At 70.4% G+C, this 15795-nt stretch carries 13 protein-coding genes; 6 read left to right on the top strand and 7 right to left on the bottom strand.

All coding sequences use genetic code 11. From position 1 onward, the window contains the following. Positions 1–531 (top strand): DUF6578 domain-containing protein (locus PV734_RS36740; protein WP_319293754.1); only part of this gene is annotated, 531 nt, incomplete at its 5' end. A gap of 706 nt (positions 532–1237) precedes the next feature. Here PV734_RS36740 and PV734_RS36735 read toward each other — a convergent pair. Then, complete coding sequence (locus PV734_RS36735; RefSeq protein ID WP_319293752.1) at positions 1238–4033, bottom strand: hypothetical protein; 2796 nt, start codon at positions 4031–4033, stop codon at positions 1238–1240. A 267-nt stretch (positions 4034–4300) separates the two neighbouring features. Between PV734_RS36735 and PV734_RS36730 the strand changes: the two genes are divergently transcribed. After that, entirely contained in the window at positions 4301–4453 is a 153-nt protein-coding gene (locus PV734_RS36730; RefSeq protein ID WP_319293750.1) for a hypothetical protein, read from the top strand. A gap of 554 nt (positions 4454–5007) precedes the next feature. Here the strand turns inward: PV734_RS36730 and PV734_RS36725 are convergent. Then, positions 5008–6324, bottom strand: coding sequence for an alpha/beta hydrolase (locus tag PV734_RS36725; protein WP_319293748.1), 1317 nt, complete (start codon positions 6322–6324; stop codon positions 5008–5010). A gap of 300 nt (positions 6325–6624) precedes the next feature. Between PV734_RS36725 and PV734_RS36720 the strand changes: the two genes are divergently transcribed. Next, on the top strand, positions 6625–7458 hold the full coding sequence (locus PV734_RS36720) for a PIG-L family deacetylase (protein WP_319092933.1): 834 nt from the start codon (positions 6625–6627) through the stop codon (positions 7456–7458). 76 nt (positions 7459–7534) lie between these two features. Here PV734_RS36720 and PV734_RS36715 read toward each other — a convergent pair whose 3' ends face one another. From PV734_RS36715 to PV734_RS36700, 4 genes are all read right to left on the bottom strand, one after another. Further along, positions 7535–7987, bottom strand: coding sequence for a peptidoglycan-binding domain-containing protein (locus PV734_RS36715; RefSeq protein WP_319092934.1), 453 nt, complete (start codon positions 7985–7987; stop codon positions 7535–7537). Between the two features lie 280 nt (positions 7988–8267). Then, the gene (locus PV734_RS36710) at positions 8268–9398 is read right to left on the bottom strand and encodes an SGNH/GDSL hydrolase family protein (protein WP_319293746.1); all 1131 of its coding nucleotides are present in this window, start codon (positions 9396–9398) and stop codon (positions 8268–8270) included. Between the two features lie 107 nt (positions 9399–9505). Beyond that, positions 9506–11038, bottom strand: coding sequence for a HAMP domain-containing sensor histidine kinase (locus PV734_RS36705; RefSeq protein ID WP_319092936.1), 1533 nt, complete (start codon positions 11036–11038; stop codon positions 9506–9508). Continuing rightward, a complete protein-coding gene (locus PV734_RS36700; RefSeq protein ID WP_319092937.1) occupies positions 11035–11784 on the bottom strand; it encodes a response regulator transcription factor in 750 nt (249 codons plus the stop codon). Before PV734_RS36700 ends, PV734_RS36705 begins: the two co-directional genes overlap by 4 nt. A 227-nt stretch (positions 11785–12011) precedes the next feature. Here PV734_RS36700 and PV734_RS36695 point away from each other — a divergent pair, with 227 nt between their 5' ends. Beyond that, the gene (locus PV734_RS36695) at positions 12012–13364 is read left to right on the top strand and encodes a ferric reductase-like transmembrane domain-containing protein (RefSeq protein ID WP_319092938.1); all 1353 of its coding nucleotides are present in this window, start codon (positions 12012–12014) and stop codon (positions 13362–13364) included. Between the two features lie 7 nt (positions 13365–13371). Further along, the gene (locus PV734_RS36690) at positions 13372–13866 is read left to right on the top strand and encodes an FMN-binding protein (RefSeq protein WP_319293743.1); all 495 of its coding nucleotides are present in this window, start codon (positions 13372–13374) and stop codon (positions 13864–13866) included. 104 nt (positions 13867–13970) lie between these two features. Here the strand turns inward: PV734_RS36690 and PV734_RS36685 are convergent, their stop codons facing one another. After that, positions 13971–14537, bottom strand: coding sequence for a VOC family protein (locus PV734_RS36685; protein ID WP_319092940.1), 567 nt, complete (start codon positions 14535–14537; stop codon positions 13971–13973). Between the two features lie 230 nt (positions 14538–14767). Here PV734_RS36685 and PV734_RS36680 point away from each other — a divergent pair, with 230 nt between their 5' ends. Continuing rightward, positions 14768–15577, top strand: a complete 810-nt coding sequence (locus tag PV734_RS36680) for an IclR family transcriptional regulator domain-containing protein (RefSeq protein WP_319092941.1) — start codon at positions 14768–14770, stop codon at positions 15575–15577. Positions 15578–15795: the final 218 nt, after the last annotated feature.

The raw sequence follows: 15795 nt of genomic DNA, 5'->3' as shown, positions 1-15795 counted from the left end.
GCACAGCAGCCTCGGCTACCGCAGTCCCGCCGAATACGAGACCGCACACGCAGCCTGACCACCACACCAATGGTGTCCGTCAAAGCGGAACAAGCTCAGGACAATGGCGGCATGACGTTGACGGTTTGGGTCGATGACTGGCAGATGCAGTGCTGCGGCCAGAGCTTCGCGCCGGGGGATGTTGTCTCCTGGACGCTGCTGGAAGTCGATCCGGAGGATTACGCCGACGTCGTCGGCAGCGGACGCGCGGATGAGATCGACTTCCGCGAGGAGCATCACGGCCAGGGGGAGGAGCGTGCACCCGCCCCGGTGGAGGTGGTGTCGATCGCCGAGGTGCACTGTCGTTACGAGATACCGCCGGGCGCCAATGACAAAGTGAGCCGCCCCGTTCCGGGCACGACCGTGCTCGTTCCCGTCAAGGAGGCGGACGGGTGGGCAAAGGCCAGGCCGGACGTTGGCTTTGCCGGCTATCTGGTGAAGGCCCGGCGTGCCACGGAGGAGCCGGAAGGGACGGCTGCTCGCGGCCGGTGAAGGCGCCGTCGGGACAGGCTCCCGGCCCGGTCGCTGTACGGCAGCCGCGTACCGTCAGCCGGCTCACCCACCAGTACGCTGCCACCGGCAAGCACCAGCACAGGTAAGGAGCGTTGTGGAGCTGTCGCCGCCGTTGGGGAACCGCCTGGCGAACAGCGGCCTGGGAGCCGTCCCGGCAGTCGGTGCTGTTGTTTACGCAGCGCAAGCTGCCAGCGGCCTTCCGCGGCTCTTGGCCTGTTTCGCTGTGATCGGGTTCGCGATCCTTTCCGTGAGGGGATACCGGCTCGGCGTGACGTGTGAACACGGGAGACTCTCGATCCGCGGCTACCTTCGGACACGAGTGATCGAGCGAGAGCGCATCACACAGATCACCGACTTTCCCGCCGTCAAATGGGCGACTCCCCATGGGGGCAAACGATGGACCCCGATCATGGCGTTCATGACGAGCCCGAGCGAAGCCTCGGCCACCCGACTCCACAAGACCCATGTCACCAGGAAGTTGAGACGATGGGCAGGAAGCTGACGACAGGCCGACGGACATCGGGGACGGGGAGAAGGTGGGCGACAGCGGGGCGCCGCCGGGGAAAGCAGTCGATCTCTACGTGGCCGTCTCAACTTCCTTTCTGTTCACGGCCGTTCGTACGAGAGCTGAGGGCCGTCGACCCTCCCGTAGGGAGTGGGAAAGCCGACGGCGCCTGGTGATTCGTCAGGAGGCGTCTCGTACCGTGCCGGTGAATTCCGGGCCCTCGATCGACTCTCCGGCCGGGTCGTAGGTCCAGAGGCGTAGGTGCAGGGACTCCGTGTTCTCGGGGAGTTGGTCGGTGAGCGTGGGTATGGACACGTCGACGCTCAGGCTGCCCGCGGGTACTTCGCCCAGGAGCAGCGCGCCGTTCGGCAGGGTGGACAGTGGTCGCTCCGGGTCCGGTGAGGCTCCGAAGTTCTCGTCCAGCCACGTCGCGGGGACGTCCTTGGTGGACAGTTCGGGGCCGTCGGAGACGGGCAGCAGTTCCAGGTCCGTCCACATGGCGACGTCGGCGACCGTGGAGAGGCTGATGCGCCAGACCAGTGGCCGGCCCTCGGTGACCTCGTCGGCGACCGGTGTCATGGTCACCGTGGGCTGGGGGTCGTCGTTCTGGGCGGTGACGCCGCCCAGGTAGGAGCCGACCACCGCACCCCGTACCGTCTTGACGGCCACCCGGTGGTCCGTGTCGGAGCTGTAGCGGGTGTTGCCCTCGACCGTCACCGGTATGTCGACGCGGGTGCCGGCCCGGACCTTCACCGTGCGCGCGACGGGGGAGGCGCTGCCCGGCTCGTCCACGAACAGCCGGACCTCGCCGCTGCCCGACCCGGACACCCGTACCGGCACCTGGTAGGTGCGGGAGCCGGAGTCGCCCTCCTTGACGGTCAGCCGGCCGACATCCACGCGCGCCAGTTTCGCGGGCTCGACGACGGGGGTGCCGGGGCGCCAGCCGTAGGCGTCCACCAGCCATGCCGTCCCGGACGTCGTACGGGGGGTCAGGTGGAGGGTTCTCACCTGGCCGAGGTCGATGTGCCTGGCGGTCTCGGCGGAGAGGGGAACGCGGACCTCGCGCGCCCAGTAGGAGGAGGTACGGGAGGTGCCCGGCAGGCCGTCGACGCGGACCCGGCCGAGGTTCGCCCGCTTGCCGGAGGTGTCGCTGAGGGCGATGTCCAGCTCGGTGCCGGCGGTGTTCGGCGGGACGATCACGCGCAGGCTCAGCGACTTCGCGCCGGACAGGGAGACCGGACGGGCGGGACTGAGCCCGGTGGCGGTGCCGGGGCGGGTCCACTTCATGGCCAGCGCGTACCGGTCCGGCTCCTTGCCGGGTGTCACCCTGCGCCACTGGGTGAAGTGCGGGGAAGCGGTGCCGAGGGCGGGGTCCAGGCAGGAGACGTTCGGGTCCGGGTCCACCTGGGCGCACAGCCGGCCGCCGCTGACCTTGGCGGAGGAGACGGGCAGGAACGCCCCCGAGCGGGCGGCGCCCACGGCGTGGGTGACGACGCGGGCGGGTCCGGCGGAGGCGGCGCGCGCGGAGGATCCGTCGAGCAGCGGGCGCACCCGGTCGTCACCGGCGACGAACAGCCGGGCCGCGGCGGCTATGTACGTCGAGCCCGCCTTCTGCTGCTGCTCGGCGGTGAGCCGGGTGGCGGTGCCCGGCGAGCACAGCGGGTCGTGCTCGTCGCCGCCGTACGAGAAGTCGTCGTCGGACGGTGCGGTGGCCTGGCCGGGGGTCCACTCGGTGTTGAAGTAGTTGTGGTTGGCGCCCGTCATGTACACCGCGCTGTGCAGGGCCTTGCCGCGGCTGACCTCTCGGGTGCCGTCGACGTAGTACTCGCCCTGGAGGTCGATGACGTCTCCGTCGCAGCCCGGCAGGATCGTCACGGACGGTACGTCGGGTGCGGGGTTCTGGCCGAAGATCGTGGGGCCGATGAGGACGGTTCCGCGTATCTTCCAGCGGGTCGGACCGTCGTAGCCGTCCTGGTCGGCGGGCGGTGGGGTGAGGCTGTCCAGCGCTGCCCTGTCGGCGCCCTCGCCGCCACGGGAGTGGCCCACCAGCAGCACCCGGCCGAGGTCGGCGCGGGGTGCCCGCCGTACGACCTCGGGGGCCGTGGACGGGTCGGCGGCCCAGTCCGCCCAGTGGGCCAGGTGCAGCCGTATCAGCGAGGAGCGGGCCTGGGCGCCGGCGTCGGCGGCCTGCCAGTCCTGGGCGTTGACGGAGTTGGCCGAGATCGAGACCGTCACATAGCCCTGGGAGGCCAGGAGTTGCTGGTCGTGCAGGTAGCCGCGGTAGCTGGGCACCGGCTCGTAGTCGGCCGGGCACGGCCATTCGAGGGTGGAGTCGTCTCCCTTGAAGCAGGTGGCGTGGCGCCCGTGGAGGAACAGCGCGAGCGGGCGGCGGCCGGTGGCGCCCTCCGGGGCGACCACCACGGCCTTCATCTCCACGTCGGTGTCGTAGCCGGGCAGATGGACCGACGGCAGGGAGTACTCGCCGCTCGTCGTACGGAACGGGCCGGCCACACCGGGGTCGACCTTGTTCACGGTCGCCGCCCGGGGCAGCCGCGAGGGACCCGCCGAGCTGTCGGCTTCACGGCGCTCACGGGCCGCGGCCTTCACCCCGGCCGCGTCCAGACGGCGCCCCGCGGCCTCGACCCGCAGATCGTCCGTCCTGCCGAGGCGCACCCCGTCGAGCGGAAGCCGGAAGGTACGCCCGTCCGCGGCGGGTCTGGGGGTGCCCAACAGCCGTTCCCCGCTGCGGAACTCGACCTGGGCGTCACCCACCGGCACCTTCTCGGGCGAACGCCATACGAGCTCCGCCGAACTCCCCGAGCCGGTGGTCAGCCAGCCCTCGGGAAGTCCCGGAGACACGGGAGCGGTCGGCCGCCCGGGCTCCGGTTCCGGCGAGGCCTGCGCCGCCCCCGGCGACGCCAGCGCCAGCGCGAGGGCCGCTGTCACAGCGGCCGTCACGCGCGAGACACGGATCACTTCTGTTCCTCCTCATGGTCAGCGCCCCGGGAATCCCACAGGCCCCGGGCTCCCCCGACGCACCAAATGCAGCACATTCGAACAGCCTGTCACCCATTCGCACAGCATTCGCACAACTTCCGCCCGTTCCGTGCAACAAGACACGTGCAACCAGGGGCAGTTGGTCTGGTGGCGCGTCAACGTCGATTCGTATGCGGGCCGTTCGCCGAGGCAGCGGCGCTCGACGGTACGGGCTGCGAACGGCCGGCAGCTCCTGATCACGCGCGGATGTTCGAGCACGCCTGGCCGACGACCGGCCGACACCCGCAGGTGATGGCGGACGCCGCGCTGGTGACGTACAAACGCCAGGGACGAACGCGGACCTACCGCGTGAACCGGCCACGCGTGGACCTGGCCTGGTCGCCGGCTGGCTGGGGCTGATCCGCGAGGCCGGCTCGTCCCGCCCGACGTCCGACGACTCACGACTCACGAGTAGGAACAGCCATGACCGACGACGACCCGATCCTGTTCCGCCTCAACGTAGAGGTGGCGAACCTCGACGAGGCGGTCACGTTCTACTCGACCCTGCTCGGGACGACCGGCCGCAGACCGGATTAGCTCGATCGTGTGATCGTCTGTGTGCGGGCTTGCGGTGGTCTGGGCTGTTCGGGCTAACGTGGTGGTGCGACCTGGGACACCGGGTACGGCGTCAGCGTGCGGGGCCCCTGCTCCACCGGAGTGATGGTTCAGGGCCTCCCCGTCGCCCTCTGGCCGTACCCACCTGGCCAGGCCGCGTAGGGAACTGGCCTCCCGGGCCCGGACCACGTACAGGATGCGTGTCGCCTCCCGGGGTCGAGTACGCCGGGGACCAGCTCGCCCAAGACCGTTCGGGGCGCGCGGCTGAACGGGACTCACTCCCGCTCAGTCCACAGGAACGGTGACTTGGCCGGGCGGCAGGTGGTGCCTGGCCGGTGGGGCCCGGCAGTCCCCGTCTTCTACGGTCGCTGTCCGCGGGTCGTGGTGGTGGGCGTGAGGTCCGGGCCGTCCGCGCGCAGGGGGGTGTGCGCGGGCTTCGGGGTCTTCGGGGGGTCGGTGACCGCCGACCGCTTCTTGTGGTGACGCGGCACGGCGTCCTGGGGGAACGTGAGCTGCTGGCTCATCCACTGCAGGGCGGGGGGCATCTCCTGCACCCAGGTCGGGAAGTTGTGGCTGCCGTGCTCGGGCAGGATCGACACGACGCGCATGGGTGCCCTGACGGCTCGGATGAACGCCTGGGTCTGTGAATAGCCGCGTTCACCGTGCTTGCTGTCGGCGACCAGTACGGAGACCTGGGGAGCCGGCAGGTGCCCCAGTCGCCACATCAGGTCGTGGCCGTTGATCCGCTCGGTGCGGTCCGGTCCGCTGCCGAAGAGGTTGCCGGTCGTCGGATCGTCCTTGACCTTGTAGTCGGGCGACAGGGCCCCGGCCGTCGTGTACACGTTCGGATCGCGCATCGTCAGCTGAAGGGCGCAGCTGCCGCCGGAGGAGTAGCCCATGACACCCCAGGCACTGGCGGCATGGCCCACCCGGTAGGTGGACTTCAGGGCGTCGGGCAGATCCCTGGCCAGGAAGGTCTCGGTCTGCGGGCCGCCCGGTACGTTCACGCACTCGGTGTCGCGCGGCGGGGCGATCGTCGGCCGGATCATCACCATGATGGTCGGCTGCATCCGACCGCTCTTCTGCAGCTCACCGGCGATCTGGGGCACCCTCAGATGCTGAGCGAGGTTGAAGATGCTGCCCGGGTAGCCGCTGAGCGCCACGATCACCGGGAAACGCTGCCGTTGGTACGCCTTCTGGAAGTACTGCGGCGGCAGGTAGACGAACGCCGGGTCGACCACGCCGGTGCGGCGCCCGATGATCTTCACGGACTCCACGCGCCCGTTCACCGCGGCGGGACCGGTGGGCAGTCCGCCGACCTGGCTCAGCTGCTCGTCGGTCGCCGGCTGCACCAGCGCCCCCTTCAGGGCGACGTCGCTCGCTGTGCCGACTCCGCCGGTGACTCCGCCGTCCCCCGCCTGCGTCACCCCGACGGGGGCGGTCTCGACGCGGCCGAAGAGCTCGCCCCACGATCCGAAGAACTGGTACGACGAGTTCAGCCAGCACGCGAACGCCGCGATGATCACCACCTGGGTCGTCCCGATGGCCACCAGTCTGCCCAGCACATGCCAGAGTCCCCGCCGGGCGAACCGTGGCCACGACCAGACCATCAGCGCCACACCCACGACGGCGAGCGCCGCCATCACATACACAGTCGTCTCGCTGGTCAGACCCATACCGGTTGATACCCGATTTCCCTACCCGTGCGGTTTCCTTCACACAGAAGGAGGGCTTTTGCCTCCTCCGCGTTCCCCAATCAGCGCAAATGGGGTGACGAAGAGGGCCCATTCGTGTCCCGGGCGTACCTCGCGAGCCGTGGACCGCCGGCCCGTACCCGGAAGCCTGACGGCCGCGCCGGGAACAGCCGGTCCGGTCGGCACGGTTGCACCGACGAGGGACCAGCGCCGTACGGGCCCACTTGGATCGATACGTGTTTTCCGGATTTCCGTCCGAATCTCCGCAGGAGGACTTGCTTCATGACTGACCGGCCCTTGACGCTCATGGCAGTACACGCCCACCCCGACGACGAGGCCACCGGAACCGGCGGGGTCCTCGCGCGGTACGCGGCGGAGGGCATACGCACGGTCCTCGTGACGTGTACCGACGGCGGTTGCGGCGACGGACCCGGGGGCGTCAAACCGGGCGACCCCGAGCACGATCCGGCGGCGGTCGCCCTGCTGCGCCGACAGGAACTCGAGGCGAGCTGTGGGGTCCTGAAGATCAGCGACCTGGAGATGCTGGACTACGCCGACTCCGGGATGATGGGCTGGCCGAGCAACGACGCCCCCAAGTCCTTCTGGCAGACCCCGGTGGAGGAGGGCGCCGCCCGGCTCGCGGAGCTCATGCGGCACTACCGGCCCGATGTGGTCGTCACCTACGACGAGAACGGCTTCTACGGCCACCCCGACCACATCCAGGCCCACCGCATCACCATGGCGGCGCTGGAGCTGACCGAGCTGACACCGAAGGTGTACTGGACGACGATGCCCCGCTCGATGATGCGGCGGTTCGGCGAGACGATGCGCGAGTTCCAGGAGGACATGTCGGAGCCGGATCCCGCCGAGGCCGCCGCGCTGGCCGAGATCGGCCTCCCCGACGACGAGATCTCGACGTGGGTGGACACCACCGAGTTCAGTGGTCAGAAGTTCGACGCGCTGGCCGCGCACGCCAGCCAGGGCGAGAACATCTTCTTCCTCAAGATGGGCAAGGAGAGGTTCGGCGAGCTGATGGGCATGGAGACCTTCGTACGTGTCCAGGACTCCACGGGTGCGGCCGTACCCGAGAAGGATCTCTTCGCCGGACTTCGCTGACACGCCTCCCGGACCCCGCCCGCCAGGCCGTCCGGGGCCTGGAGCCGGGGTCCGGGAAACGATGTCCGGGATTGGCTCAGCAGCCAGTGGCGTTGTAATTCCAGAACGCGTTCCTGGTCTGCTGTCCGGCGATACCGTCGGGAGTTCCGGCGTTGTAGCCGACGGCGTTCAGGAATTTCTGCAGTGCCGTGATCGTGTTGGGCCCGACGGCCCCGTCGACGGTGCCGGCGTTGTAGCCCCAGGCGTTGAGCATTCGCTGGGCCGCCTTCCAGCTGTTGGTGCCCAGCTGTCCGTCCTCGGTGCCGGCGTTGAAGCCCCACGCGTTCAGGCAGTTCTGCCAGTTCTTGGCCCGGGCCGTGTCCAGGCCGAGGTTGTTCACCGCGAGGATGGCGGCATGCGGGCTGCTGACCGCGGGCTTGGTGGCCTGCTGGGGGGCCGCCACGCTCGCGGTCGCACCCGCGAGACCGCCGGCGGCGATGCCGACGACGGCGCTCGTGGTGACCAGTGCCCTGGCCAGAGAAGATCTCATCGCTTCCTCTTTCCGATCGCCTGAGAAGGCTTTTCCGCGACCGCCGACCCAAGTCGTTCACGCCGGCCGACCGCGCCGACTCAGCGTGCCAAACTCATGCGCCCAAATCTTGCGAAAGTTCGATCCAATTTCTCGTATGACTTGATTCAGGCCACATTTCAGGCACACCGCATTTCAGGCACGCGGCGCACGAGATTGCGATGGAATTCCGTTGGGTTTCCGTCAGCGGATTTGTGAATTCCGGACGTGTTCGCGAATTCGCGCGTTGAGAGCGGTCCGGCTACCAACGCAGCGGAAGGGCGGCGAGGTGGTCGTCGAGCCGGTCGGAGATGAGACGGTGGTCGTGCAGGGAGGGGTGCCAGTCGCAGCCCGAGTAGTCCAGGCCGGCGCTGTCGTAGTACCAGTGACTGATCCGGTGGTCCCCCCGGCGCTCGCGGTCGCGGACGATGCGCAGGGCGGTCTCGGCGAACGTCGTGGTGTTGGCGAGGTGGGTGGCGCTGACCACGATGAACGTCCTGCCGCCGTAACGGGCCCGCAGTTTGTCGAGGAAGCCGTGGTAAGCGGTCTCGTAGGCGGCGGTCAGCTCGTCCTGTGTGGTCCAGGGCTCGCCCGGGTTGAGCGGGGTCGAGAAGTCGTTGATGCCCAGGCCGACCACGACGACCTGCGGCTGCCAGCTGTCCGGTTTCCGCCAGACGTCGCCGTCGACGTTCAGCAGGGCACGGTCGTAGTAGGTGCGGAAGTCCGTACCGGGGCTGCTTCCGTTGTAGTTGCGGACCATGCCCCGGCCGGAGAAGGCGTTGAGCTGGTAGTCGGCGTCGAGTCTCCTGGCGGTGAGGGCGCCGAAGGCGAGGTCGGCGTCACTGTTGCGGTTGACTCCTCCGTTGCCCGAACAGTCGCGGACGGTGGAGGTGTTGCCGTAGCCCGCGGTGTAGGAGTCGCCGATGAACTCGATCTGCCTGCTCCGTGCCCGGGGACTGGCGAGGATCTCGCCTCCGGGAGCGGCGACGAACCCGCCGAACCGGCCTGCGGCCCAGGGGCTTTCGGTGCGCTTGACGAGCCGTACGCGGTGCTGCGTGTCGGCGAGGCCGTCGATCCAGGACGTGATCCGGCCCGGAGTGACCAGTGTGGCCGTGGTCGTTCCGTCGACCTGTACGTCGTAGTCGTTCTCGGAGTCGTCGAGGACGATGCCGACACCGGTACCGCGGAACCGGCCCTCGAAGCAGATGCCGGGCCAGGTGTACTGCACGAACCCGTCGGCGGCCACTTTGACCCGGCCCGCCGTCCGGAACCGGAACCGGGCCCGGGCGCAGGATGCCTGCGAGGGGGAGGCGCCGGCGGTGACCGCGGTGACGGCGCCGGCGGTGACAGCAGTGAGCAGCGTCCTTCGGGACAAGTGACGAGGCGTCCGCATGTGGTCTTCCTCCGATGGTGGGGGGCGAGGGTGCGGGGGCGCGGGGATGTGGGAGCGCTCCCACGCTTACTCGGTATCGTCCAAAGTGGCCGTCGCACCCGCGTCCGTCAAGGCTGCGGCACAGTGACCGGCAGCCGGACGGTGAAGGTGGTCGATCCCGGGGTGCTTTCCAGGGTGACGCTTCCCTCGTGGGCCTCCGCCACCGCTGCCACGATCGAGAGGCCCAGGCCGGTGCCCGTGCCGCCGTTCGCTTCCTCGGGGCGGCGGCGGTCGGCGTGGGTGAAGCGTTCGAAGACCTTGGACCGGACGTCCGCCGCGACGCCCGGCCCGTCGTCGTGGACCTTCAGCAGCGCTGTCGTGCCGTCGGCTTCCAGGGAGACGGTCACCGTGCTGCCGACGGGGGTGTGCAGGCGGGCGTTGGCCAGCAGGTTGGCCAGCACCTGGTGGAGGCGGTGGGTGTCGCCCGGCACCGTCACCGGCTCCTCGGGCAGCTCCAGCAGCCAGCGGTGTCCGGGGCCCGCGGCCTGCGCGTCCGTCACCGCGTCGAGGACGAGGCGGGTCAGGTCGACGGGCAGGCGTTCCAGGGGGCGGCCTGCGTCCAGGCGGGCCAGGAGCAGCAGATCGTCGACCATCTCGCCCATCCGGGCGGCTTCGGCCTCGATGCGCTCCAGGGCCCGCGTCACCTTCCGGGGCACCGGGTCCGGGTGCAGCAGCGCCAGTTCGGCGTGGCCTCGGATCGACGCCACGGGCGTACGGAGTTCATGGCTGGCGTCGGCGGCGAAACTGCGCAGCCGTTCCTGGCTGGCGTGCCGTTTCGTGAGCGCGTCCTCGACGTGGCCGAGCATCGCGTTGAAGGCGCCGGCGACGCGTCCCACCTCGCTGCGCGGGTCGCTCTCGGGGGCGCGTGCCGGAAGCGCCACCTCGCCGCTGGAGAGCGGTAGTTCACTGACCCGGGTGGCGGTCGCGGCCACGTTGCTGAGCGGTCGCAGCGACCAGCGCACCCACAGGGCACCCGCGACTCCGGTGACGGCGAGGGCCACGCCGAAGACGATCGCGGCGACCAGTTCCAGTCGGTGGACGGTGGCCTCCACCGACTCCATGGGCAGCCCGGTGATCAGGACGTCGCCGTCCCTGCCCTCGGTCGCCATCAGGCGGTAGTCACCCAGCGCCGGGAGGTCGGCCGTATGCCCCTCGCCGTCGGCCGGAAGCGCGGCGAGCTCTCTCCTGTCCCGCGCGCCGAGTCTGACGGTCACCGTGCCCGTACCGCCGCCGGACGCGACCACCGCGGCGTTGGTGACCGTGCCGCCGACCAGCCGGGCGCCGAAGGTGCCAACGGCCTGACGGCGGGTGTCCCCGTCGGCGTCCTCGTCGCCGATGGGGGTCCCCCCGGTCGAGTCCTTTCGAGACTGGGGGAGATCGGACGGCAGCGGGCCGCCGTGTTCCAGGCTCGCCGGGAACCGTGCGCCCGTCTCGCGCAGCTGCTGGTCGAGGCGGCCGGTGAGGAAGCCGTTCAGCTCCACCACCGCCGCGACCCCGACGGCCGCGCAGCTGACCGCGAGCAGCACGACGAGGCCTGCGGTGAGCCGTGCCCGCAGCGTGTGCGGGCGGGGGATCCGCCGCAGCCACCCGCGCGTTCTCACCGGGCCACCGGCTTCAGTACGTAGCCCGCGCCGCGCACCGTGTGGATCATGGGTGGGCGGCCCGCGTCCACCTTCTTGCGCAGGTAGGAGATGTACAGCTCGACGACATGGGCCTGCCCGCCGAAGTCGTAGGACCAGACGCGGTCGAGGATCTGCGCCTTGCTCAGCACGCGCCGCGGGTTGCGCATGAGGTAGCGGAGCAGTTCGAACTCCGTCGGGGACAGCTCGACGAGTTCGCCACCGCGGGTGACCTCGCGGGCCTCCTCGTCCATGGCCAGGTCGCCGACGGTCAGCCGGGGCCCGTCCTCCGTCTGCCGGGCCATGCCGGCCCGGCGCAGCAGTCCGCGCAGCCGGGCGACGACCTCCTCCAGGCTGAAAGGCTTCGTCACGTAGTCGTCGCCGCCCGCGGTGATGCCGGCGATCCGGTCCTCGACCGCGTCCCGCGCGGTCAGGAAGAGCACACACACGTCGGGGCGCACGGCGTGCAACGAGGGCAGCACGGCGAAGCCGTCCGTGTCCGGGAGTACGACGTCGAGGACGACGGCGTCGGGCAGCAGCTCACGGGCCTCGGCGACGGCCGAGACGCCGTCGCCCGCCGTACGGACCTCCCAGCCCTCGTACCGCAGGGCGCCGGAGAGGACCTCCGCGAGGTCGGGGTCGTCGTCGACGACCAGGACCCGGAGCGGGGTGCCGTCGGTCCGGGTCAGCTCGGGGCGGCCTGGGCCGCGGGGGCGGGGAGTGTTCATCTCAGGTACCAGGATGCGGTCTCGCCGCGTCCCGGGCCGCTTCCCCGACCTCTGAGTTCCCTCTGAGTCCGCTCTCAGCCCGCTGTGCCCCCACACCGCACCGGGCCTTCCTGTACCCCTCCCACCTGCGGCGATGCCCTCGCGGGCCCCCAAGCACTGAGAGCGGGCTCAGAGGTTGTCCCGGCAAACTCCTGGCCAGGCGAAAGGCCGAGCGAAAGGACACGCGGATGACGACGGCGTACGCGCGACGAAGGGTCGCTCCCGCGCCTCCGGCGCCACGGCGGTCCCCCGCCGGTCCCGTGCTCGGCGTCCTGTGGGCCGGGGCCGCCGCCGTGATCGCCCTGTGGTGGTACGACACCGGGTCGGTCGTGGGTGCTTCGGGCTGGCTGACGGGGGCCGGGCGGATCGCGGGACTGCTGTGCGGGTACGCCTGCGCCGTCCTCGTCGGTCTGATGGCCCGCGTCCCGCTCCTGGAGCGGCGGATCGGGGCGGACCGGGTGACGCGCTGGCACGCGATGGCGGGCCGCTACACGATCTGTCTGCTGCTCGCCCACATCGTGCTGATCCTCCTCGGGTACGCCGCCCAGGACGGCTCCTCGTTCCTGGACGAGGCGCTCACCGTGGTCCTGGACTACCCGGAGATGCTGAAGGCCACCGCGGGCACGGTCGTCCTGTTCGCGGTCGGGCTGGTCTCCGCCCGCGCGGTGCGCCGTCGCGTCAGCCACGAGTTCTGGTACTACGTCCATCTGCTCACGTACGCCGCCCTCTTCCTCTCCTTCGGCCACCAGCTCGCCCTGGGCTCCGACTTCACCGGCAACGGACCGGCCCGGGCCGCCTGGTACGCGCTCTACCTGGGCGTCGCCGCCCTGGTGCTGTGGTTCCGGATCCTCGCCCCGGTCCGGCTCAACCTCCGTCACCGGCTGCGGGTCGACTCCGTGCACAAGGAGGCGCCGGGCGTGTACTCCGTCGTCATCGGTGGCCGGCGGCTGCACGAGATGGGCGTACGGCCGGGGCAGTTCCTGCGCTGGCGGTTCCTCACCGAGGGGATGCGCTGGACGTCCACGCCGTACTCCCTGTCGGCGCCGCCGCGCCCGGACCTGCTGCGCATCACCGTCAAGGCGCTCGGCGACCACAGCGCCGCCGTCCCGCTGCTGCGGCCGGGCACCCGGGTGTGGGCGGAGGGTCCGTACGGGGCGCTGACCGCCGACCGGCAGACCACGCACAGGTCCCTGCTGATCGCGGGCGGGGTCGGTGTCACCCCGCTGCGGGCCCTGTTCGAGACCCTGCCCGGCGACGTCACCCTCCTCTACCGCGCCCGCACGAACGAGGATCTCGCCCTGGGCGGTGAGCTGGAGGCCGTCGCACGGTGGCGTGGAGCGAGGGTGCTGTACGCGCTCAACGGTCCGCGGGGCCGGCGTCCGGACCTCACCGCCGACGCCCTGCGCGCCGCGGTGCCCGACCTCGACTCCCACGACGTGTACCTGTGCGGCCCGCACGGGTTCACCCAGGACCTGTACAGGGAACTGCGCGGCGCCGGGGTCCCCGACCGCCGTATCCACCACGAGTCCTTCGAGCTGTGAGGCCGTCTTGCACACGTTGAGGAAGAACCGCCCGCTGCGGCGCATCGTGCTGGCGAGCGCCGCGACCGTCTCCGGGATGGTGCTGCTGCTGTCGCTGAAGCCGCACACGACGCCCGCCGTCGCCGGGCTCGCGTCCGCTCCCGCGCCGTCGAGCAGTTCCAGCGGTTCCAGCGGTTCCAGCGGTTCCAGCACGTCGGGGGCCGGGTCGAGCGGGGCGGCCACGGGTACCCGGACCCTCACCGGGGACACCGTCCAGACCCGGTGGGGTCCCGTCCAGGTCCGGGTCACGGTGACGAACGGGAAACTCACCGACGTCACCGCGATCACCTATCCGCAGGAGAACCCACGCGACCAGCAGATCAACTCCTACGCCATCCCGCAGTTGACCAGAGAGGCGCTCACCGCCCAGAGCGCCGACATCGACACGGTCTCCGGGGCCACCTACACCAGCGACGGCTACCGGCAGTCGCTCCAGTCGGCGCTGGACTCCGCGAACGGCTGAATCAGTTCACAGAGTTTGTAGAGTTTATGGAGTTCACTGAATCAATCGAGTCCTCTTGGCTGACTGAGCTGACCGAGTCCATCTGGTCCACCTGGTTAATTTGCTCAGCGGTAGGTGTTGTTGCTGGTGTGTTCGCCGGCGAGCCAGGAGGCGAGTTCGGCGCGGGCGGTGCGGCGGCGTTCGGCGTCGCTCGTCTCGATGCCGGGCGCGTCCAGGGTGAATTCGAGGAGCAGGCCGTTGGGGTCGCTGGTGTAGAGGGAGCGGCAGTAGCCGTGCTCCAGGACGTAGGTCTCGTCGGGCCGCCAGGCCGCCTTCTCCAGCCGTTCGGCGATCGCGTTCTGCACGTCCTCGGTGACCTTGAGGGCGATGTGCTGGAACGGTGAGTGCGGCATCTCGGGGCCGAACTGCTTCTGGTCCTCGGGGTCGGAGAACTGGAAGAAGGCGAGGGCGCTGCCGTCGCCGAGGCCGTAGAAGGTGTGGCAGTACGTGCGTATCGCGCCGAAGAGTTCGTCGGACTCCTTCCAGGTGGCGATGAGCGGCAGGCCGACGATGTCCTCGTAGAAGGCCCGGGTGGCCTCCTGGTCGCGGGTGACGTACGCGTTGTGATGCAGCCGCGAGGGCAGGGACGCGGCGCCGGACGCGGCTGAGGGTGCGGGGGAAGCCTGGGTCATCGTCGACTCTCCTTGAGGTTCCTTGGTCCGCCGGGCAGCGGCGACGGACCGATCGACGGACGCCTGTCCGCCAGGCGGTCGCTGTCGTTACTTTCGTGCGATTCGCCCGGGACGTCAAGAGAATCGTGGGAGCCGATTCCCCGGATGCGGCTTTCTCCACAGGTGTGGACGACATGCGGACAGCGGGCAGTAACCTGAACACCCAGCCGAACGACTGTGAGGGGCCGCAGATGCCGCGTACCGGTACCGGGCCCGACTTCATCGAGGCGTTGGCCCGGGGGCTCGACGTGATCACCGCGTTCGCTCCGCAGCGCCCGGTGATGTCCCTCGCGGAGCTGGCGGCGGCGACGGGTCTGGCCCGTCCGACGGTACGGCGGATTCTGCTGACCCTCGAAGAGCTCGGGTTCGTCCGCACCTCGGACAGGGGCTTCGCGCTCACCCCGCGCGTGCTCGACCTGGGCGCCGCGTACGTCGGCTCGCTGGGGTTGTGGGACGTCGCCCGGCCGCACATGGAGCGGCTGGTGGAGCGGACGCGCGAGTCCTGCTCGGTCGCGCAGCTCGACGGCAGCGACATCGTGTACGTCGCGCGGGTCGCCGTACCGAAGATCGTGACGCTGTCCGTGCGGATCGGCACGCGGTTCCCGGCGCTGCAGACCTCCCTGGGCAAGGTGCTGCTGGCGGCGCTGGAGCCGGAGCAGCTGGAGAAGACGCTCGCGGAACCGACCCGCTCCGGGCTCACCGCGCTGTGGCGGCCCGGCCGCGAGGAGCGGGACGAGGCTCTGCGCGAGGTGCGGGCCCGTGGCTGGGCGCTGGCCGACGAGGATCTGGCGCTGGGTATCCGCTCGGTCGCGGCGCCCCTGCGGGACGGCGGGGGCCGGGTGATCGCGGCCGTCAACGTCAACGCCCACGCCGCCGAGACCTCGGTGGAGAAACTCCGGGAGGAGCATCTTCCGCTCCTGCTGCAGACAGCGGGCGACATCAGCTGCGACTTCGCCCGCCTCGCCACCCTCCCGCAGTCGGTGAGCCCCGCTCGACTCTGATCCACGCCCGCCTCTGACCGACCCGCACCCGACGGCGCCACACCGGCCGCAGGCCCGTTGGCGTCGACGGGATACCGCCGCCCGCGACGCCGAGGCCCACCCGCGAACCCGGCCGGCGCTCCGGCGCCCGCACCCCGCGTCGTCCGGTGGATTGTTTCCGGGTCCTCGCCCCGTCGTCGGTCGGCGTGCCACAATCGGAGTTCGCGGACAGATGTCCG

Origin of the sequence: Streptomyces sp. AK08-02 (assembly GCF_033795085.1) — a bacterium.
GTDB lineage: Bacteria > Actinomycetota > Actinomycetes > Streptomycetales > Streptomycetaceae > Streptomyces > Streptomyces echiniscabiei.
Note: the sequence above shows the minus strand (reverse complement) of the source record. Positions and strands in the feature narration are given on the sequence as shown.